The organism is Flavobacterium frigidarium DSM 17623 (genome assembly GCF_000425505.1).
GTDB classification, from domain to species: Bacteria; Bacteroidota; Bacteroidia; order Flavobacteriales; family Flavobacteriaceae; genus Flavobacterium; species Flavobacterium frigidarium.
Genome location: NZ_AUDO01000020.1, coordinates 43096 through 65379 on the forward strand (window position 1 = coordinate 43096; position 22284 = coordinate 65379).

14 protein-coding genes are annotated in these 22284 nt (G+C 34.6%); 4 read left to right on the plus strand and 10 right to left on the minus strand.

Annotated features, from left to right (window positions below; all coding sequences use genetic code 11):
• Window positions 1–75 precede the first annotated feature (75 nt).
• Both H603_RS0111605 and can read left to right on the plus strand, forming a co-directional pair.
• Window positions 76–1734, plus strand: coding sequence for a SulP family inorganic anion transporter (locus tag H603_RS0111605; protein ID WP_026708766.1), 1659 nt, complete (start codon window positions 76–78; stop codon window positions 1732–1734).
• An 83-nt stretch (window positions 1735–1817) separates the two neighbouring features.
• Window positions 1818–2453 carry a carbonate dehydratase gene (gene can, locus H603_RS0111610; RefSeq protein WP_026708767.1) on the plus strand — a complete coding sequence of 212 codons (636 nt, stop codon included), beginning with the start codon at window positions 1818–1820 and terminating at the stop codon, window positions 2451–2453.
• A gap of 38 nt (window positions 2454–2491) precedes the next feature.
• On the opposite strand, the gene H603_RS0111615 is transcribed toward can, so the two are convergent.
• Both H603_RS0111615 and H603_RS0111620 read right to left on the minus strand, forming a co-directional pair.
• On the minus strand, window positions 2492–3694 hold the full coding sequence (locus H603_RS0111615) for an LETM1-related biofilm-associated protein (RefSeq protein WP_026708768.1): 1203 nt from the start codon (window positions 3692–3694) through the stop codon (window positions 2492–2494).
• Window positions 3695–3814: 120 nt separating this feature from the next.
• Complete coding sequence (locus H603_RS0111620; protein WP_026708769.1) at window positions 3815–4342, minus strand: superoxide dismutase family protein; 528 nt, start codon at window positions 4340–4342, stop codon at window positions 3815–3817.
• A 601-nt stretch (window positions 4343–4943) separates the two neighbouring features.
• On the opposite strand from H603_RS0111620, the gene H603_RS0111625 reads away from it, so the two are divergent.
• A complete protein-coding gene (locus H603_RS0111625) occupies window positions 4944–6974 on the plus strand; it encodes a BCCT family transporter (protein WP_026708770.1) in 2031 nt (676 codons plus the stop codon).
• A gap of 243 nt (window positions 6975–7217) precedes the next feature.
• Here H603_RS0111625 and H603_RS0111630 read toward each other — a convergent pair whose 3' ends face one another.
• The 7 genes from H603_RS0111630 to H603_RS16755 all read right to left on the minus strand — a co-directional run bounded on the left by H603_RS0111630 (window position 7218) and on the right by H603_RS16755 (window position 17402).
• On the minus strand, window positions 7218–9008 hold the full coding sequence (locus H603_RS0111630) for an acyl-CoA dehydrogenase family protein (protein WP_026708771.1): 1791 nt from the start codon (window positions 9006–9008) through the stop codon (window positions 7218–7220).
• A gap of 33 nt (window positions 9009–9041) precedes the next feature.
• Window positions 9042–9407 carry a four helix bundle protein gene (locus H603_RS0111635; protein ID WP_026708772.1) on the minus strand — a complete coding sequence of 122 codons (366 nt, stop codon included), beginning with the start codon at window positions 9405–9407 and terminating at the stop codon, window positions 9042–9044.
• An 85-nt stretch (window positions 9408–9492) separates the two neighbouring features.
• Window positions 9493–10674 carry an acetyl-CoA C-acyltransferase gene (locus H603_RS0111640; RefSeq protein ID WP_026708773.1) on the minus strand — a complete coding sequence of 394 codons (1182 nt, stop codon included), beginning with the start codon at window positions 10672–10674 and terminating at the stop codon, window positions 9493–9495.
• Window positions 10675–10770: 96 nt separating this feature from the next.
• Window positions 10771–13161, minus strand: coding sequence for a 3-hydroxyacyl-CoA dehydrogenase/enoyl-CoA hydratase family protein (locus H603_RS0111645; RefSeq protein ID WP_026708774.1), 2391 nt, complete (start codon window positions 13159–13161; stop codon window positions 10771–10773).
• Window positions 13162–13272: 111 nt separating this feature from the next.
• Window positions 13273–13752: a MarR family winged helix-turn-helix transcriptional regulator gene (locus tag H603_RS0111650; protein WP_026708775.1), complete on the minus strand. Its 480-nt coding sequence runs from the start codon at window positions 13750–13752 to the stop codon at window positions 13273–13275.
• Window positions 13753–14027: 275 nt separating this feature from the next.
• On the minus strand, window positions 14028–15803 hold the full coding sequence (locus H603_RS0111655) for an AMP-dependent synthetase/ligase (RefSeq protein ID WP_026708776.1): 1776 nt from the start codon (window positions 15801–15803) through the stop codon (window positions 14028–14030).
• A 237-nt stretch (window positions 15804–16040) separates the two neighbouring features.
• On the minus strand, window positions 16041–17402 hold the full coding sequence (locus H603_RS16755) for a GAF domain-containing sensor histidine kinase (RefSeq protein ID WP_051219289.1): 1362 nt from the start codon (window positions 17400–17402) through the stop codon (window positions 16041–16043).
• Window positions 17403–17880: 478 nt separating this feature from the next.
• On the opposite strand from H603_RS16755, the gene H603_RS0111665 reads away from it, so the two are divergent.
• The gene (locus H603_RS0111665; RefSeq protein ID WP_026708777.1) at window positions 17881–18372 is read left to right on the plus strand and encodes a DUF4920 domain-containing protein; all 492 of its coding nucleotides are present in this window, start codon (window positions 17881–17883) and stop codon (window positions 18370–18372) included.
• A gap of 75 nt (window positions 18373–18447) precedes the next feature.
• Here H603_RS0111665 and purL read toward each other — a convergent pair whose 3' ends face one another.
• Window positions 18448–22113, minus strand: coding sequence for a phosphoribosylformylglycinamidine synthase (purL, locus tag H603_RS0111670; protein ID WP_026708778.1), 3666 nt, complete (start codon window positions 22111–22113; stop codon window positions 18448–18450).
• Between the last annotated feature and the right edge of the window lie 171 nt (window positions 22114–22284).

The following is a 22284-nucleotide window of genomic DNA, read 5'->3' on the forward strand; positions in this document are numbered from 1 at the left end:
GTTTTTTAAAAATTTAAACATCGATTTGCATATCTTTATGCATCAATGTTTTACATATTAATTATCTATTGTATTATGACAAAGAAAATAAATCTTTTTGCCAACCTTAAATCTGATTTTGCATCTGGTTTAGTGGTTTTCTTGGTGGCGCTACCATTATGTTTAGGAATTGCATTAGCCTCTGGTGCACCATTATTCTCAGGTATTATTTCTGGAATTATTGGGGGTATTGTTGTGGGTTATTTGAGTAAATCTCACTTGAGCGTTTCTGGACCAGCTGCTGGTTTAACAGCAATTATATTAACAGCAATCACTGATTTTGGTGCGTTTGATATATTCTTAACTGCTGTTTTAATTGCAGGTTTCATTCAATTAGCTTTGGGATTTATCAAAGCAGGAAGCATTTCAAACTACTTTCCTACAAACGTAATTGAAGGAATGTTAGCTGGTATTGGAATTATAATTATTTTGAAACAATTGCCACATGCTTTTGGTTACGATGCTGATTTTGAAGGAGATCAATCATTTGTTCAAAATGATGGAAACAACACTTTTTCATCTTTATTTGAAGTGTTCAATCATGTTCAATTAGGAGCAATTATTATCACGATTGCTTCACTTATTATATTAATCTCTTGGGACAAAGTACCGTTCTTAAAACGTTTAAAATTAGTTCCGGGAGCATTAATTGCAGTGGCTTCAGGTATATTGATTAACCAACTTTTCATTAGTATGGGAAGCGATTTAGCTATCTCAAAAGATCACTTAGTTACTTTACCAGTTCCAAGCTCTTTTGAAGAGTTGAAAGCGATCATTGTAACTCCTAATTTTTCGGGGTTCACAAATCCTAAGGTATGGATTGTAGGTTTGACAATTGCAATTGTAGCCTCTATCGAAACCTTACTTTGTATTGAAGCTTCTGATAGAATGGACGAACAAAAGAGATACACAGACACTAATGTGGAGCTGAAAGCACAAGGTGTTGGTAATATCATCAGTGCATTATTAGGAGGTTTACCTATGACATCTGTAGTGGTGCGTACCTCTGCGAATAATGCGGCTGGAGCCAAATCAAAAATGTCGTCAATTATTCACGGTGTGCTATTATTAATAAGCGTATTAGCTATTCCAGTAATCTTAAATATGATTCCGTTGGCAACTTTAGCGACGATCTTAATTTTAGTAGGATACAAATTAGCTAAACCTGCAACTTTCAAGCATTTCTGGCACAAAGGTAAATACCAATTTATTCCTTTTATCGCCACTCTAGTAGCCGTTGTTACAACTGATTTACTTAAAGGAGTTGCATTAGGTATTGTGATTAGTATCATCTTTATCTTGAAAGGAAATCTTAAAAGAGCGTATAGCTTTAAAAAAGAAGAGTATGTTGATGGTGATATTATACATATTGATCTAGCTCAAGAAGTGTCTTTCTTGAACAAAGCTGCAATCAAAACCACATTGAATGATATTCCAGCAAACTCTAAAGTAATAATCAATGCGCACGATACTGTATACATAGCACATGATATTTTAGATTTGATCGAAGAATTTAAGATGACGCGAGCCGTTGATGAAAACATAAAAGTGAAATTGAAAGGATTTAAGAAAGCATACGATTTAGAAAATAGTCCTGATGCAAACAATCACGTTTCTTTCGAACATTATTATGATGTTGCCAAAAGACAAATGGTGAAGAAAGAGGTAGTACCTGAAGATTTTAAAAATAGTTAGTCAAAAAAAGTAGTGAAGATTTCATGAAATATAATCATGAGAAAAACCACAATTAAATAATAAGAAACTTAAAACGAAATAAAATGAGTGATTTTTATAAAAAAATATTAGACAATAATAAGCAATGGGTTGTTAACGCTTTAGAGAAAGACCCTAACTTTTTTGCAGACTTAGCCAAAGGACAAACGCCGCCATTATTATGGATTGGTTGTTCAGATAGTCGTGTTCCTGCAAATGAAATCATTGGCGCTAAGCCAGGTGAAGTTTTTGTGCATAGAAATATCGCAAACATGGTTGTGCATTCAGATATGAATATGCTAAGTGTTTTAGATTATGCAGTTAATGTATTAAAAGTAAAGCATGTTATCGTATGCGGACACTACGGTTGTGGTGGTATTAAAGCTGCAATGGGGAATCAGTCTATTGGTATTATTGATAACTGGATTCGTCACATTAAAGATGTTTACCGTCTACACAATACTTATTTAGATTCTATCGAAGACGAAACTGAACGTTTTAATGCTTTTGTTGAAATAAACATTAAGGAACAAGTTTTTGATTTATCTAAAACTTCTATTGTTCAAGCTGCTTGGAAAAGTGGACAAGACTTAAGTATTCACGGATGGGTTTACGGTTTAAACTCAGGTTTTGTAACCGATCTAGAAGTGAATATCAGTTCTAACTCAGATTTAGATGAAGTATTTCAATTACAATTTTAAATAGAAAAAAAAGTCGCTTTATAAAGCGACTTTTTTTTTTACTCATTTTCATCTAAGTTTTCATTAAATGCTGAAGGCAGCATTTTAGGAATAAACTTAATCAATATAGGAAGTAATAAACTACCGCCTGGTAATAGAAATATAGTTAATGAAGGTACCGATTTGCAAATATCTAACAATTGCTTTTTAACCTTCTTTTTTTCTTTTTCATCTAGATCTCTTCTAGTAGAGAGGGCAAGGAGAATCATTAGTTCCTTGCTTTGCACAATTTCTTTTACTAATCTATTTTTATTTCGAGTGATTAGCGTAATAACACTTTGTGTCGTTTGATCATAAAAATGTTTTACCGGATTCGAATAATTGAAATACGCAATATCTTTTTTATTTACCGTAATAAAAGAATCTGTGCTTTCAATGCTGTCTTTTACAAATTCATCTGAAACAGTAACCGATTGTGCTAACTTGTGCAGAAAGTAAGCCTCTTCATTTTCAATTTTACCATCACTCCACAGTGCCATTCCCGCCATGTCGATGAGATAGTATTTTTCTAATTCGCTTTCAAAGTAATCTAAATTTAGTTCTGCTAAGTTTTGTACACTGACTTTCGAAAATTTACTGTAGCGCACTGATGCCTCAAAAAGTTTAATTAATAAGTCATCATAAGTAGATTTTTGAGACTTTGTTTTTAAGGATAATGAAACCAAACTGATAACAGCTTCTTCTATTTTTTTTAAATATTTTTCTGGTATATGACCGTGAATTAAGTATTGGCGAAAAGCTAAAACATCAACAAACAAAAGCGCATTAGTCATTATATGCGAAAAGTTCTTACTAATAATATCGATATTAGTTTGAACTCGATCATCAATGATTTTTTCTAAATTAAGGGAAGGAGATCCATTCGGAAGTACTTTTTTGAAAATATTAAAACCTTGAGGGTTCATTTCGTTATAAAAAGCAACTGCTTTACTAATGAATGTAGCAGGATTGCTTTCAGTTTCAGTAAAATTAAAGATAGCGTGTAAAGTGTTAAGTAATGCCACCTTAGGAATCTCATTTTGAACCCAACCTTTTGTTTCTATTTTGGTGGTCGTTTCAAACGAAATTACATGTCCGTAAATGAAGCCCGTTTGTCGGATCTTGAAATAAAAATCCTCGGGAGTGCTAAAGACTGTTTGAGAAACAGTATTTTGCATGATGAAGTATTTGTCGATCCAGCCTGATGCTGATGGATTAATCATTGTGCTTTATTAAGATTACAAAGCTAGGTTTTTTTATGGCTTTGTTGATTAAATTAAAATTAAATAAGCATGCTATTTCAAGTAAAAGAAACAGCATGCTTATTTATATTAGATTGAAAATTATTTGATGATTCCTGAGCAGGCAACTCTTGCTCCAGCATCTCCAGAAGGCTGAGAAACAAAATCATCTGTACCTTGATGTACAATTAATCCTTTTCCTAGGATATCTTTCATTGGATCACCAGAACCAATATTCCACTCATCTGTAGTCATTGTAATTGTTCCATTTCCGTTTGCATCGGCTGTAAAATTTCCTATATCTCCTTTGTGATACTCTCCCACACCCCATTTTCCATGTTTTTTAAATGTTGGGTTCCAGTGTCCTCCAGCCGAACTACCATCAGCGGCAGAGCAATCTGATTTTTCATGGATGTGTATCGCATGAACACCTGGTTGCAAACCTGCTAATTTAGCAGTAAAAGTTACCATTCCGTTCTTCTCTACAAATGTTGCAGTTCCAGATACAGTACTATTACTTTTTGGTTCGAAATCAATTTTCAAACTCTTCGTATTTGTAGAATCACTACTTGTTTTGCAGCCTATAATAATAGTCGCTATTAAAGCGGATATAAAAAGAAATTTTTTCATGGTGAAAAGTTTTAGTTATTAGAATATAAAATTAATCATAATAGTGTAGATTGAATATTAAAATTAATTGCAAATGATATAAAATTTCCACATAATTGAGATTTAACCAGAGCAATTGTAGCGAAAAAATATCGAATGATAGCATAACCATTTGAAATTCTTATATAATTTAGTACATAAATAAGGGTATGTTTAATAAAGATTAGAATTTGTTGTTTAATTCGTCTAAATAAGCGGTAATTTGTAATTATTGAGATTTTAGCATGAATTTTGACTAATTTTGCAGACTATTTTGCATTTCTTATTATTATGTCTACTATTATATTTGTAGAGATTATTAGAGCTAGGCTTTAATTTAAAGCAGCATTATTTTAAAAACCACAATGGCTTTTTGTCATTCAATTTTCACTGAAGCTCATTATTAGAGTTTTTTAAGCAGGAGTAGGGCTTTTTAACCACTTATTTGCACAGTGCGCTAGATTCAATTCTAGCAATTAAACATTAATTTTCGGTTTCGTTTTATATTCTAAAGTAGGATAGGACAAACTAAATTTATTACTGCAAACAAATTTTGTTTGTAGTTAACTTTATTTAAGTATTTATGAATAAACTATTATCTTTTTTAGAACAGAAGTATAATTTTAAAACTGATTTCACGAAGTCGGTGGCACTACCTAGTCTTACGATCATCATTATTATTTCGCTTTTTTGCGGATTTTTTTCTGTAGAGGCTGAAGCGTTTTTTAATGTAGTGAAAGGGGTAATTTTTAGAAACTTAGGTTGGCTTTATGTTTTAATTGTTACTGTATTTGTGATATTCTTAATTGGTCTAGCAGTAAGTAAGCTAGGTAAAATAAAATTAGGAGCTGACGATACCAAACCGGAATATTCTTTCTTCTCATGGGTAGCGATGCTTTTTGCCGCTGGTATGGGAATTGGTCTAATGTACTTTGGTGTTGCAGAAACGATGGCTCATTTTGCTAACCCTGCAATTAGTAATCTTGACGTAAGTTTAAGGGCAAAGGAGGCACAGCTATATACATTCTTCCATTGGGGTTTTCATGCGTGGTCAATTTATGGTGTAGTGGGATTATCGATGGCATACTTTGCTTACCGTCATAATTTACCAATTGCAATTCGAAGTGGTTTTTACCCAATGTTAAAAGATAAAATACATGGGCGTTTTGGAGATATTGTCGATGTTTTTGCTTTGTGTAGTACCTTTTTTGGTATTGCTACTACCTTAGGTTTTGGTGTTTTACAATTAAGCGCAGGACTTGAAAGCTTAGGTGTAATTCCTAATACTAGTTTTGAATACCAGGTGGGAATTGTAGTTGTCGTTATGTTGATTGCAATAATTTCTGCTACTAGTGGATTAGGAAAAGGAGTTAAAAAATTAAGCGAAATCAACATTATAATGGCTGGTGCGTTAATGCTTTTCGTATTAATTGCTGGTCCTACGATTTATATTTTAAGTACACTAACAGAAGGAATTGGACATTATGTAAGTAATTTTATGTCCTTGACTTTTAATACTTATGCTTTCGAAAAAGACAGTCAAGAGTGGTTCTCTAATTGGACAATTTTATACTGGGCTTGGTGGATTTCTTGGGCTCCTTATGTAGGTTTATTTATAGCTAAAATTTCTAAAGGTAGAACAATACGCGAATTTATATTAGCAGTTTTATTTATTCCGGCATTGTTTAACTTTGTTTGGATGACGATCTTCGGTAGTAGTGCCATTTGGATTGATGAATATGTAGCCAATGGTGCATTGAGCGAATTTGCAAATAATCCTGATACATTATTGTTTAACTTCTTTACTTATTTTCCTTTAACGAGTTTATTGAACATACTTTCAATCGCTATAATATGTGTATTTTTTATTACCTCAGCTGATTCTGGAATATTTATAATGAACGGTATTTCGTCAAAAGGTGCTACCAATTCTCCTAAATGGCAAAATGCTTTTTGGGGAGTTCTGCTTACCGTAGTATCATTAAGTTTGCTACGCTCAGGAGGACTTGCTTCTCTACAAACTATGACGCTAGTGACTGCGCTACCCTTCGGAATTATAATGTTATTACTTTGTGTAAATTTATGGAAAGCATTATCAGCAGATAATGAATATAGCATGACCAAGTATTCACACGGTAGTTTGAATTGGAATGACTATCACTGGAAAATTCGTTTGCAAAAAATTCTGACTTACTCACAAAAGAAAGACATTAGGAAATTCTTGAATGAGACAGTACGCATGTCATTTGAGGAATTAGTAAGCGAATTAGAAAAGAATCAAATTGAAGCGAGTATTGTTTATCATACAACGCCAAATAATTCTATAGAACTTGTGATCAAACACGAGCAATTACGTGATTTTGTGTTTGGTGTTATGGCACAACCGCAAACAGTATCAGAAACCTTAGTTAATGAGTTAAATATGCCTACGATTGATTCTGAAACGATGTTTTTGCCTATAACATACTTTGGTGATCATCGAATGGGATATGATATCCAGTACTTAAGTAAAGACGAAATAATCTCTGACGTTTTAAGAGAGTACGAACGTTTCCTAAACTTGGGTTCAGATGGGACACATGATTTATTTGTAAAGCCAACAATTAGCGAATAACAAGAAGGTTATTTATTTATGACAAAAACTGCAATCAAGTATTGCAGTTTTTTTTTTGCTCTGTTTTTAACAAATAGTAGAGTTGTGAATAACCATCGTAAATCTAACTGATTATCGTTAATGCTAGAGTAGTGGTAGGCTGTAATTCGAAAGTAAATATGCTAAAAAGTAAAAACCGCACTCAAATTAATGAGTGCGGTTTTTTAAACAAATAAAATTGAACTAAAAACAATCTTTATAATGCTAGAAACAGTATTCGTTTTTAGCAACTAGTTTAGAAGTAATCGTTTCTTTTAAAGCTACAACATTTGGCATGTTAGTATATTTAGTAAAACGTCTTAATCCCATAAGCATCATGCGTTGTTCGTCTCCTTCAACGAAAGAGATGATCGCTTCTTTACCTTTTTGAGTAACAATATCTACTGCTTGGTACAAGTATAATCTTGCCATTGCAATTTGCTCTTCAACTTTATCTTCGCCTTCTTTTTTAGCTAATTTTTCAGTTCTAAGGATCGTGCTTTCTGCCATGTAAATCTCGATTAACATGTCTGAAGCTGACATTAAAATTTGTTGGTGAGAGTCTAATTCAGTTCCGAATTTTTGCACTGCACTACCAGCAACCATCATGAAAGCTTTTTTCAATCTAACGATTAAGTCTTTTTCCTCAGCAAATAATTCAGAGAAGTCTGGTGTATCAAATGACGGTATTCCCATTAGTTCTTCACCAACTTTAGTTGCAGGTCCTAATAAATCGACATGCCCTTTCATTGCTTTTTTGATCAACATTCCTACAGAAAGCATTCTGTTGATTTCATTTGTACCTTCATAGATACGAGCGATACGAGCATCTCTCCAAGCGCTCTCCATCGGAGTGTCTTCTGAGAATCCCATTCCACCAAAGATTTGAATTCCTTCGTCAGCACAGTTTTGAACATCTTCAGAAACCGCTACTTTCAAGATAGAGCACTCAATAGCATATTCTTCAACCCCTTTTAATTCGGCGTCTTGATGCGTAGATCCTTCAGCCTCACGAGCTGTAATTCTATCTTCAATATCTTTTGCAGCTCTGTACGTTGCACTTTCACCAGCGTAACAGCTAGTTGCCATTTCGGCTAATTTAGAACGGATAGCGCCAAATTGAGCAATAGGTGTATTAAATTGTAATCTTTCGTTAGCGTACGCTGTTGCGTTAGTGATTACTCTACGTTGTGCGTCAAGACAAGCTGCAGCAAGTTTAATACGTCCAACATTTAAAGCATTCATCGCAATTTTGAATCCGTTCCCTCTTTCAGATAACATGTTCTCAACTGGAACTTTAGTTTCGTTAAAGAATACTTGACGCGTAGAAGAAGCTCTAATTCCTAGTTTGTGCTCTTCTTCATTCATCGTAATTCCGTTACTCGGATCATTTTCTACGATGAAACCTGTAATATTTTTATCATCACCAATACGTGCAAAAACGATGAATACGCTACAGAAACCTGCATTCGAAATCCACATCTTTTGACCTGTGATAGAGTATGTTTTACCATCTTCAGATAAAACTGCTTTAGTTTTTCCTGAATTAGCATCTGATCCAGCACCTGGCTCAGTCAAACAGTACGCACCAAACCACTCACCAGAAGCTAATTTAGGTACATATTTTTGTTTTTGTTCTTCGCTACCGTACAAAGTAATTGGCATAGTACCAATTCCTGTATGTGCTCCAAAAGCAGTTGAAAAAGATCCAGTTGCTCCAGAGATGTAATCACAAACTAAAACGGTGTTTACAAATCCCATTCCCATTCCGCCATAAGCTTCAGGAACAGCTACACTTAAAAAACCTAAGTCACCTGCTTTACGCATCGTTTCTTCAGTTAAAGCATAATCTTTCTTTTCAAAACGGTCTTTATTAGGCCATAATTCTTTATCAACGAACTCTTTTACAGAGTCACGCATCATTATTTGTTCTTCATTGAAGTCTTCAGGAGTGAAGATATCTTCGCACTTTGTTTCTTTTACAAGGAATTGACCTCCTCTGGTTACGTCGCTCATTTTTTTGTTTTTTTTAGATAAAAGATGCAAGAATCAAGAAGAAAGATTAGTGTCTAACTTGCTAATGAACCCTGTAGTCATCTTTTGAAATTCAATTATTTTGTTTTCTATTTCTTCTGTTTTATCTTTTGATAAATATTCATTTTGACAAGCGATCAATAATTGAGTTTGCAATTCAAACGAAGACCCTAAACTAATATTCAAGTAATGTTGAAAATGTTTATTACTTCTATTTGAACCTTCTGCAATATTTGATGGCATCGAGATAGCAGAACGATTCATTTGACTTATTAACCCATATACCTCGTCCTTTGGAAAAGTTAAACATAACTTATGTATGTCAGATGTAATTTCCATCGATAAAACCCATATTTTTAAGTTTTTAAAGTTGTGTCTCATTTATCTATAAGTTGTTGATTAAAAAAACCATCTTAGGTAATGAATCTTGTTTCTTGCCTCTTGATTCTATTGTCTTACATTAATATTAAAGAAGCTCATAAATCCCAGCACTACCTTGGCCTGTACCCACACACATCGTTACGATACCGTATTTGTTACCACGGCGTTTCATTTCATCAAATAATTGAACTGAAAGTTTAGCACCTGTACATCCTAGTGGGTGTCCCATTGAGATTGCTCCCCCATTTACGTTAATGATATCAGGATTTAAATCTAATTCTCTAATTACAGCTAATGACTGAGAAGCAAAAGCTTCGTTCAGTTCGATTAACTCGATATCATTAATTGATAATCCAGCTTGTTTCAATACTTTTGGAATTGCTTTTACGGGTCCAATACCCATAATTCTAGGTTCAACACCTGCTGAAGCAAAGTTTACTAATCTTGCAATTGGCTCTAGATTCAATTCTTTCACCATTTCTTCACTCATAACAAGTACAAATGCAGCACCATCGCTCATTTGTGAAGAGTTACCTGCTGTTACACTTCCACCAGCTTCAAAAACAGGTCTTAGTCCCGCTAAGGCTTCCTTAGAAGTTCCAGCTCTTGGTCCCTCATCTTTGTTTACAACATAAGATTTGGTTTCTTTTTTGCCGTTTTCGTTGATAAACGTTTGTTCTACTGTAATAGGAACAATTTGTTTGTCAAATCTACCTTCAGCTTGCGCTTTTAAGGCTTTCATGTGTGAATTGTAAGCAAACTCATCTTGATCTTCTCTTGAAACGTTAAACTGTTGTGCTACTGCTTCGGCTGTTAAACCCATTCCCCAGTAGTAGTCTTCGTTTCCTGCTTTGGCGACAGCATAATCCGGAGTTGGTTTATACCCTCCCATCGGAATAAAACTCATGCTTTCAGCACCACCTGCAATAATACAATGCGCCATTCCTGATTGAATTTTGGCTGTAGCCATACCAATCGTTTCTAAACCAGATGCACAGTAACGGTTTACGGTTACTCCAGGAACATCCTCTACTTTTAATCCCATCAAAGAGATCAAACGAGCAACGTTAAGTCCTTGTTCTGCCTCTGGCATCGCGTTTCCAACCATTACGTCGTCAATACGCGTTTTGTCAAAATCAGGCAGTTCATTCATCATGAATTCGATGGTTTCTGCTGCTAATTCATCAGGTCTTTTAAATCTAAAAACTCCTTTTGGTGCTTTACCAACTGCAGTTCTGTATGCTTTTACTATATAGGCTGTTTTCATATTTTTTCTTTTAGATATTTTTAGAAGAAAGAGTCAAGAAGAAAGAGGAGAAATAAAATTCAGTGTCTTGCTTCTTGCATCTTGGTTCTATTTTTCTTAATTACGTAGCGGTTTCCCTTTGGTTAGCATAAATTGGATTCTTTCTAGTGTTTTTCTTTCTGTACATAATGACAAGAAAGCTTCACGTTCCAGATCCAATAAATATTGCTCACTTACCAATGTTGGTTCAGATAAATCACCACCAGCCATAACATACGCTAGTTTATTAGCAATTTTCTTATCGTGCTCTGAGATGTATTTACCTGCTTCCATTTGGTCTGTTCCAACTAAGAACATTCCTAAAGCTTGTTTTCCTAATACACGAACATCTGTTCTACGAATAGGTTGCGTGTAACCTGCTTCGGCCATTAGTAAAGCGTGTTTCTTCGCTTCGGCAATTTGACGGTCTTTGTTCACTACGATAACATCTTTACCGTGTTGTAACAATCCAGTGTCAAAGGCTTCGTAACCTGATGTAGATACTTTTGCCATAGCAATAGTCAAGAAATACTCTTGTAATACATTAAGCTCTACGTCATTTTTATGGAATAAATCTGATGCACGCAACGCTAGTTCCTTAGAACCACCACCACCAGGAATCACACCTACACCAAACTCAACTAATCCCATATACGTTTCTGCAGCAGCTACTACTTTATCAGCATGTAAGCTCATTTCGCATCCACCACCAAAAGTCATTCCGTGAGGAGCTACTACAACTGGAATAGAAGAATAGCGTACACGCATCATGGTATCTTGGAACATTTTGATAGCCATATTTAGCTCATCATATTCTTGCTCCACGGCCATCATAAAGATCATACCAATGTTAGCACCTACAGAGAAATTTCCTGCTTGATTACCTATAACTAACCCTTGGTATTCCTTTTCAGCTAGATCAATGGCTTTATTGATCGCTTGTAAAACGTCACCACCAATAGTATTCATTTTTGAAAGGAACTCTAAGTTAATGATTCCATCACCTAGATCAGTGATTACACCACCACTATTGCTCCATATTTTTTTGCTTTCGCGAATGTTGTTCAGGATAATAAAATCATCTTGTCCAGGAACTTTAACTTGTGCTTTTGCAGGAATGCTGTAAAAGTGCGTTGCTCCATCTGTAACAGTATAGAAGCTTTTGTTTCCAGCAGCTAGCATTTCTGTTACCCAAGCAGCTGGTTCTAAACCTTCCGCTTTCATAATTTCAATTCCTTTTTCTACTCCAATAGCATCCCATATTTCGAATGGTCCGTTTTCCCAACCAAAACCAGCTTTCATAGCATCGTCGATTTTGTATAATTCATCTGAAATTTCAGGAATTCTATTCGAAACATACGCAAACATTCCAGAAAAACTTTTTCTGTAAAATTCTCCTGCTTTGTCTTTTCCTTTTACAAGAACTTTAAAACGATTGATAGGTTTATCAATTGATTTAGTTAATTCAAGTGTAGCGAATGAGGCTTTCTTAGCCGCTCTATATTCTAAAGTATCTAAGTCTAAAGTCAGAATTTCTTTTCCTACTTTTTTGTAGAAACCTTGTCCAGTTTTGCTTCCTAACCATTTATTCTCCATCATTTTGTTTACAAACTCTGGAAGTTTAAATAAGTCGTGTTGTTCATCGCTTGGGCAGTTTTCATAGATTCCGTTAGCAACATGTACTAAAGTATCTAATCCCACAACGTCTACAGTTCTAAAAGTAGCCGACTTAGGTCTACCAATTACTGGTCCAGTCAATTTATCTACTTCTTCGATAGTTAATCCCATTTCTTTAACCAAATGGAACAAACTTTGGATTCCGTAAATTCCAATACGGTTTCCAATAAATGCTGGAGTATCTTTAGCAACAACTGCTGTTTTTCCTAAAAATTTCTCTCCATATATAGTAAGGAAATCCAAAACTTCAGTTGAAGTTTGTGGTCCAGGAATAATTTCAAATAATTTTAAATAACGCGCAGGGTTAAAAAAGTGTGTTCCACAAAAGTGTTTCTGGAAATCTTCACTTCTACCTTCACTCATAAAGTGAATTGGAATCCCCGAAGTGTTAGAAGTAATCAACGTTCCTGGCTTACGGTATTTTTCCACTTGTTCAAAAACTAGTTTCTTAATATCCAGTCTTTCAACAACTACTTCAATAATCCAGTCCACATCAGCAATTTTTGCCATGTCATCAGTAGTGTTACCCGTTGTGATACGATTAGCAAACTTTTGACTGTAAATAGGAGAGGGCTTCGATTTCAAAGCATTCATCAAATGCTCATTAACTAAACGATTGCGAACGACTTTACTCTCTAATGTCAATCCTTTTTTAGTTTCAATCTCAGTTAGTTCTCTTGGAACGATATCAAGTAGTAAAACTTCGACACCAATGTTGGCAAAATGGCAAGCAATTCCCGAACCCATAATTCCGGATCCGATTACTGCAACTTTTTTAATTGTGCGTTTCATACGTAGTTTTTATTTGTTTTTTATTAAAAATGTGAATTGCTTGACTAGTTACTTATAATAGAAAAGCTATAACACGTTATTTGTTTATTGGTAAAAAGAACAATAGAGAATCTACTGTTGTTCAATTTTTAAAGTTTCTTCTTCTGCATCGCTGCTTATATTGAATATACTTTTCTCAGAAATTAGTTCGTTTATAACGTCAGCGACTTCTATGAAATGTTGTAACTTTTCTTCAGATATATTTTCTCGTACAGCCTCATTAAATTTAAGTACGGTATTTTTAGATAAATCTCTTTTCTCTCTCCCAAAAGGGGTTAAGTAGATTAGAACACCACGACCATCTTCAGGATTTTTTTTTCTAACAATTAGGCCCTTGTCTTCCATCGATTTCAAGGTGCGCGTTAAGCTTGTTGCCTCCATTCCCATTTTTGGTCCTAATGCAGTAGATGGTGTACCTCCTTCTTTGTCAATACTCAATAGCGCAAACCCTGTTGCCATGCTAGCGTCGTATTTAGAAGCTTCTTCATTATACATTCTGGCAACAGCTTGCCATGTGGCTCTTAGTATGTAATCTATTGTTTTGTCTTTCATATCTTTCGCAATCGATTTCAAATATACAAAAAAATATACTATGCACGCATAATAAAATTGATTTTTTTAGTTCGATACTTAAATTAAAAGTCGAAAACTTCATTGTTTAGCATTCTCAATTGGCAACATTTACAAGTCGTAAGTTCAAAATGGTTTTAGAAATTAAATAAAGGATATTAGTTTAATTCTACTGTTAACTAATTATCAAATTAATATTTAAAAAAGGTCAAAAAAAAACCACGAAAATAATTTCGTGGTCTTCCATTTGGTTGTGGTTAGTTATAAATTTTTTGGTATAAATTTTCGTATTGCTTTAAAATTATTTTTCGTTTCAATTTTAAAGTAGGGGTTAATTGCCCGCCTTCTATAGACCAAATTTCGGGTGTAAGTTCGAAGCGTTTAACTTGTTCCCAATGTCCAAATTTAGTGTTTATCTGGTCAATTTCTTCTTGAATGCGTTTAATCACTTTGTCATCACTAGCAATTTCAGCATAAGTAGTTCCAATATCAAATTTATGAATAGCAGCCCATTCCTTGACGAAATCAAAATTAGGTTGAATTAGAGCTGCAGGCATTTTTTGTCCCTCTCCAATAACCATTATTTGCTCGATAAATCGTGATTGTTTCATTAAATTTTCTATAATCTGTGGTGCAATGTATTTACCACCAGATGTTTTAAACATCTCTTTCTTACGGTCGGTAATTTTTAAGAAACCATCTTTGTCAAATTCTCCAATATCTCCTGTATGGAAATATCCGTCTACAATCACTTCGTTAGTTAATTTCTCATCTTTAAAGTATCCCATCATTACATTAGGTCCTTTGCAAAGAATCTCGCCATCTTCAGCGATTTTAACTTCAACCTCACTAATTAATTTACCTACGGTTCCAACTCTAAAACCTTTGTTTCTCAAGTCGTTTACTGAGATTACTGGTGAAGTTTCTGTTAATCCATATCCCTCCATCACTGGAATTTCTGCTGCAGCAAACACGCGAGATAGCCTTGTTTGTAAAGCAGCGCTTCCTGAAACCATCAATTCTAATTTACCTCCTAAACCTTCTTTCCATTTACTGAAAATCAATTTTCTGGCAATTTTTAATTGAAATTCATACCAAGCACCATTTGCTCCGTAGGGCTCATAACGCAATCCTAAATCTATTGCCCAAAAGAATAATTTCCTTTTTATACCTGTAAGCTCTGTTCCTTTAGCATATATTTTATCATATACTTTTTCTAGTAATCTTGGAACAGCAGTGATTACAGTAGGTTTTACCTCTTTTAAATTGTCGCTAATTTTTTCTATTGATTCTCCAAAATAAATTGATACACCATAATACTGATATAAATAAAGAATCATACGCTCAAAAATATGGCATACAGGTAAGAAACTTAAAGCAACACTATTTCCTGCTTCAAATGGAATTCTTTCAGCACTATTTAATACATCTGACACGATGTTTTTATGAGATAGCATAACTCCCTTAGGACGACCTGTTGTTCCCGACGTATATATAATGGTTGCTAAGTCATCCGTTTTTACTGTTGCTTTACGAGCATCTACCTCATTTTGGTTGCTCTCGTCAGCACCTAATTTCAGTAGTTCAGTCCAATTTGTACAACCAGGAATTACATCAAAGCTAAAAACTTCCTTTAAATGAGGAGTCTTATCTTTAATCATATTTACCTTATCTAATACTTCTTTATCAGATACGAAGCAATATGTCGCTTCTGAATGATTCAAAATGTACTCGTAATCTTGCTCTGAAATGGTAGGGTAAATGGGAACAGTTTGAGCTGCAGTTTGTAAAGCTCCTATATCAATGATATTCCATTCTGTTCTATTTGTTGAAGATATAATAGCAATTTTATCTGCTTTTGTAACTCCCATTTTTAATAGAGCTCTTGAGATAGAATTAGCTTTCGCTATGTACTCTTGTGTTGAGGTCTTCACCCAAACGCCGTCAACTTTACTGACTAACGCATCTGGAATTGAAGTATATTTATCTTGTTGATAATAAGGAAAATCAAAAAGTCTTGTAATTTGAGTCATTATATAATGGTATAGGATTGTACTGCAAATTAAATAAAAATTAATTGTAATTATATAAAATCAAAAATTAAATGGAAAAATTTGCCAAATTTACAGACATTTTACGAAAACGTTTTCTTTAATGTAGTTTTTCAATCTACTTTGAGTCTAAATTAGGTGTTTTTCTCAAAAAAAATATCGTGTACTTAGCCCTTTTAAAGTGGATTATAACCGTACTCTTTAGAATAATATTTCAAATTATCCCACTTCAGGGATGTAGATATCGAGTGTAGTTCCTATATTTTCATGACTTTCTGCTTCAATAAATCCATTATGATTTTCTACAATCTTTTTGACTATTGCTAAACCTATTCCAGTACCCATTTGCAGTTCTTGTGAACCTAAACGTTGAAAAAGTTCAAAAATCTTATCTTTATATTTATTGTCAAATCCAATTCCGTTGTCCGTAATTTTAAGGTAGTAATACGATTTGCTTCTGTCTAAAAAAGGTTTTCGAAATGTATTCCCGTTATCAAGTACACATTGGAATATGATGCGAGGTGCCGCGCTAGTGCTTGAAAACTTTAATGAATTAGATAAAATATTGTGAAGTAATTGTCTAAATTGAAATGTGATCGTTTTTATTTCGAGGTCAGTCTCTAATGTGATGATTGCATTTTTTTCTACAATCTCTTCTTGTAAATCATACTTGATATCCTGTATTAATTTAGATAAAAGGATTTTTTCAAATGTTTTTTCGGTAGTGGTTGTGCGAGAGTAGGCGAGTAGGTCTTTAATTAACATACTCATTCGATCAGCTGATTTTCCTATTCTTAGCAAATAATTTTGTCCTTTATCTGATAGGGAGTGCAACTCTTTGTCGATAATTATCGAACTAAAAAATTGGATCTTGCGTAAAGGTTCTTGTAAATCATGACTCGAAATATAGTTAAAAGCCTCGAGCTCCTTATTCATTGTAGCTAAGGTAATATTTTGTGCGGCTATCTCTTTCACTCGATCTGAAAGATTTTTGTCAATTAAGACCTCCAAATCTTTATTGTAAACTTCTAATTTTTTATTCTGGATTTCTAGGGCTAGCTGCGCTATATTCAAGTCGTTGTTTACTTTGCGAAGTTGCAATAGATTCATCGCCTGATTTGACAACATTTTTAGAGCAACAAGTTGTTTTTGAGTAAGTTCTCTTGGCTTGTTGTCAATAATACAAACGGTTCCTAATCCTAATCCGTCCTCTGTTACAATGGGTATTCCTGCATAAAATACGATATTAGGATCACCTACCACTAGCGGATTGTCCTTGAAGCGTTCGTCAGTACGGCTATCTGTAATAATAAACGGCTCATTAATAGCCTCAATTGCATGACTACAAAAAGAATCACTACGAGGGGTGCTCTTTGTTTCAAGGCCTAAATTAGATTTGAACCATTGTCGGTCTTTATCAACAAAACTTACTAAAGCGATTGGAACGTCGCATATAATGGATGCCATCAATGTAATATCATCGTAGTCTTGCTCAGTTAATGAGTCTAAAATATTATAAGATTGTAACGCTTTTATTCGCTTTTCCTCTGTATCAGTAAATAGGTTGTTTTCCAAATTCATACGCTGTAAAATTAGTAAATTAATATTACTATTTGGAAAATATTATTTCTTTTAAAGAGCAATTAAAGTAGTGTTTTCAAAGCGTTTGCTACAGCTACCATGATTTCGATCAGAATGGAATTTACTACTTACAGTGTCCTCTATAATTAAGATAATAAGTATATTTTTATTCGAAAATAACTCGCAAGTCTTAGTTAGGTAGGATTACAATCGAAAGAAACTATCTACTACCTAAAGTTTCAATTACACTAGGATCTAATTCTGTTAGGTCACAGAACAAAATGTATTACAGGAATTTAATCAGTTCCAATTTATATTATTTTTCGAATATTTTATTTGTTGTAGAATAGGCTTAATTAACTAAGTATAAGAGCTTAGAAACACACAGCTTTACTTAAAAAAGAATAAAATTTCAGTGTCGTTATATTTTTCTACCTATTTTTGGATTTGACTAGTATACCAATCTAAATATAAAATCATGAAGAAATCATTTGTAATTCTATGTTCAATCTTGGCATTAACAAGCTGTAAGAAAGAAGAAAACGAATCAAAAATCAAATCAGATATAGCTTACGCTAGCTTTGGCGATAGTATTTCGGCAGAGAATGCGTTATCAAAAGAAGAAGTAGCAGCAACATATGATAAAATCGTTCAAGGAGATACGGTTGCCATTAAATTCAAATCAAAAATTAAAGCGGTTTGTAAAGAAAAAGGGTGTTGGATGAATCTAGATTTAGCCCAAGGGAAAGAAGTTTTTGTAAAGTTCAAAGACTATGCTTTTTTTGTTCCCACCGACTCTAAAGACGAAGAGGTGATTATAAGTGGTAAGGCCTATGTAAGTGTAGAATCTATAGAAGATTTGAAGCACTACGCTAAAGATGGTGGCAAGTCGCAAGCAGCAATAGATAGTATTATTGCTCCTAAAACAAAATATTCATTAATAGCTGACGGTGTATTGATTCAAAAATAAGCCAGCGGTTTTTAATTTTCAATAAAAAAAGCGCTCCTTAAAAGGAGCGCTTTCTTCATCACTAAGATAATATTATTATTTTTTCTCAATCCACAATCTTGCATTAACAAATGCTTCGTGCCATGGCGAAACCTCATCATTTCTGTCTGCTGGATAATTAGCCCAGTTCCACTGGAAAGTAGAACGCTCAATGTGTGGCATCATTACTAAATGACGACCTGTTGTGTCACATAACATTGCTGTATTATAATCAGATCCATTTGGATTTGCAGGATAGCTGTCGTAACCGTATTTCCCCACAATGTTATAGTTTGCTTCAGGTTCTGGTAAATTAAATTTTCCTTCTCCATGTGATACCCAAACTCCTAATGTTGCTCCTGAAAGGCTTGACAACATCACTGATTTGTTTTCTTGAATCGTTACTGAGGTAAAGATACTTTCGTGCTTGTTACTGTCGTTATGAAGCATTTTTCCATGTACTTCATGCTCTGGATTGATTTTTTCTAATTCCATCAACAATTGGCAACCATTACAAATACCTACTGATAAAGTGTCTTCTCTTTTAAAGAAATTATCCAAAGCTGCTCTTGCTTTTTCGCTATATAAGAAAGCTCCAGCCCAACCTTTAGCAGATCCCAATACATCTGAGTTAGAGAATCCTCCAACAGCACCAATGAACTGAACATCTTCTAGGTTTTCACGTCCCGAAATCAAATCGGTCATGTGAATGTCTTTTACATCAAAACCAGCTAAATACATAGCATTTGCCATTTCACGTTCTGAATTACTTCCTTTTTCACGAATGATGGCCGCTTTTGGTCGCGCGTTTCCACTAATAACTGGCTTTTTACCCGTAAAATGAGCTGGAAACGTAAACTGTAAGGCTTGGTTTTTATAATTGTCGAAACGCGCTTGTGCTGTTCCGTTTTTAGATTGTTTTTGATCTAATAAAAAAGAGGTCTTGAACCAGATATCTCTGTATTTTGCAATATCTAATTCACAAGAGCTAAACGCTAACTTTGCAGTTGTAGTTACTGTTCCTAATTTATAGAAAGAGACAGCGTCTGCATTTAATTTTGCCTCTAAATCGGCATCATTTTTCGCTTGAAAAACTAGACCAATATTCTCAGAGAAAAGGTATTTGATGATGTCTTTTTCTTCAAAAACAGAGAAATCAATCTTGGCACCCAAATTTACATCTGCAAAACACATTTCTAATAAAGTAGTGATCAAACCACCACTTCCTATATCGTGTCCTGCTACAATTTGATTGTCAAGAATTAACTCTTGTATTGTATTGAAGGCTTTTTTGAAAAAAGCAGCATCTTTAATAGTAGGTGCGTCTTTTCCAATTTTATTCAACGTTTGTGCAAATGATGAACCTCCTAGTTTAAATTCGTCTTGCGACAAATTGATATAATAAATAGAACCCCCGTCTTTTTGAAATACAGGTTCAACCACTTTTTGAATATCAGTACAGTTTCCACCTGCTGAGATAATTACCGTTCCTGGTGCAATTACTTCTTCGTTTGGATAACGTTGTTTCATAGAAAGTGAATCTTTTCCTGTTGGAATATTCACTCCTAATTCGATTGCAAAATCCGAACAACTTTGAACAGCTGCGTACAAACGAGCATCTTCTCCTTCATTTTTACAAGCCCACATCCAGTTAGCCGAAAGTGAAATTCCGTCTAAACCACCTTTGATAGGAGCCCAAACAATGTTAGATAAAGACTCCGCAATCGCAGTTCTCGTTCCTGCAACAGGATCGATTAATGACGCGATAGGAGAGTGGCCAATTGAAGTAGCAACACCTTCTTTTCCGTTGTAATCTAAGGCCATTACACCACAGTTATTCAAAGGTAATTGTAAAGGTCCTGCAGTTTGTTGTTTGGCTACTTTTCCACCCACACAACGGTCTACTTTGTTTGTCAACCAGTCTTTACACGCTACTGCTTCTAGCTGCAATACTTGCTCTAAATAAGTTGAGATATTTTTCTTGTCGTATCCTAATTCGGCATAGTTTCTATCGATATTTTTATCGGTCATCACTACTTTTGGAGAACTACCAAAGAAATCTTCCAGGGCATAATCCATTGGTTTAGCACCAGTAGTTTTTGATTCGAATGTAAAACGATGATCACCAGTAACATCACCAACTTGGTACATAGGAGAGCGTTCTCTGTCTGCAATGCGTTGTAGAATGTCGATGTTTTCTTTGGCAATAACCAGTCCCATTCTTTCTTGTGACTCGTTACCAATAATTTCTTTTGCCGAAAGGGTAGGGTCACCAACAGGTAATTTGTCTAGATCGATTAATCCTCCTGTTTCTTCCACTAATTCCGAAAGGCAATTTAAATGTCCACCTGCTCCGTGATCGTGAATAGATACAATTGGGTTAACATCACTTTCCACTAATCCACGAATAGCATTAGCGGCACGTTTTTGCATTTCTGGATTTGAACGTTGGATTGCGTTTAATTCGATACCAGAACTAAAAGCACCTGTATCTGCAGAGGATACTGCTGCTCCACCCATTCCGATTCTATAATTTTCTCCACCCAGGATCACGATTTTGTCTCCTGTTTGTGGTTTTTTCTTTATTGCTTGATCTAATTTTCCGTATCCAATTCCACCTGCTTGCATAATGACTTTATCAAAACCCAATTTGCGAGCGTCTTCTTCATGTTCGAATGTTAGAATTGAACCCGTAATAAGTGGTTGTCCAAATTTGTTTCCAAAATCAGAGGCTCCATTAGACGCTTTGATCAAAATGTCCATTGGTGTTTGATACAGCCATTTTCTTTCTGTCATTCCGTTTTCCCAATCCCTATGATTCTCAGTAGATTTAGCTTCTAAACGAGAGTAAGATGTCATGTATACTGCAGTTCCTGCTAATGGCAACGAACCTTGTCCTCCTGCTAAACGGTCACGAATTTCTCCACCCGCTCCCGTTGCAGCTCCGTTAAAAGGCTCTACAGTTGTTGGGAAATTGTGTGTTTCTGCTTTTAATGAAATTACTGAGTCAAACTCTTTCACTTCATAAAAGTCAGCTTTGTCAGCACTTTTTGGTGCAAATTGTTGTACGCGTGGCCCTTTTACAAAAGCCACGTTATCTTTATATGCCGAGACAATATCGTTCGGGTTTTCCTGTGATGTTTTCTTAATTAATTTGAATAATGATGAAGGCATTTCTTCGCCATCTATTACAAATGTTCCATTGAAAATTTTATGACGACAGTGCTCTGAATTGGCTTGTGAGAATGCAAAAACTTCTGAATCGGTCAATTTTCTACCAATTTTCACAGCTAAGTTATCCAAATATTCTACTTCTTCGGGACTTAAAGCCAAACCTTCTGATTGGTTGTAGGCAGCGATATCTTCAATCTCTAGAATTGCTTCTGGCTCGATATTGATGGTAAAAATGTCTTGATCAAGTGCGCTGTACTTTTGCGAAAGCATCGGGTCAAAATCAGAGAAGTCTTCCGTTACGGCTTTAAATTCTTCGATTCTAATGATTCCTGAAATCCCCATATTTTGAGTAATTTCAACGGCATTAGTACTCCATGGCGTAATCATAGTGGCGCGTGGGCCAACAAAAAAATCCGTCAACACGGATTTTTCTATTTTATTGGAGTCGGCAAAAAGCCAATTTAATTTTGAAATGTCTTGAGCCGAAATTTCGTTTTGCGTCTGTACTGCAAAAACAGTTTTGCTTTGGTTTTCAAAGAAATGGATCATTGTTGTGTAGTTTGTTGTATTGCGTTGCAAATTTAGTTAATTAAGATTAAAATGCTAATAAAAAAAAGCGGCAATATTGCATTGCCCCCAAAAAGTTAGACACTATTTGGGGGCATTTTTATGGAAAGAAAAGTCAAGTATGATTACACATTTAAACTTGAATGTGTGGAA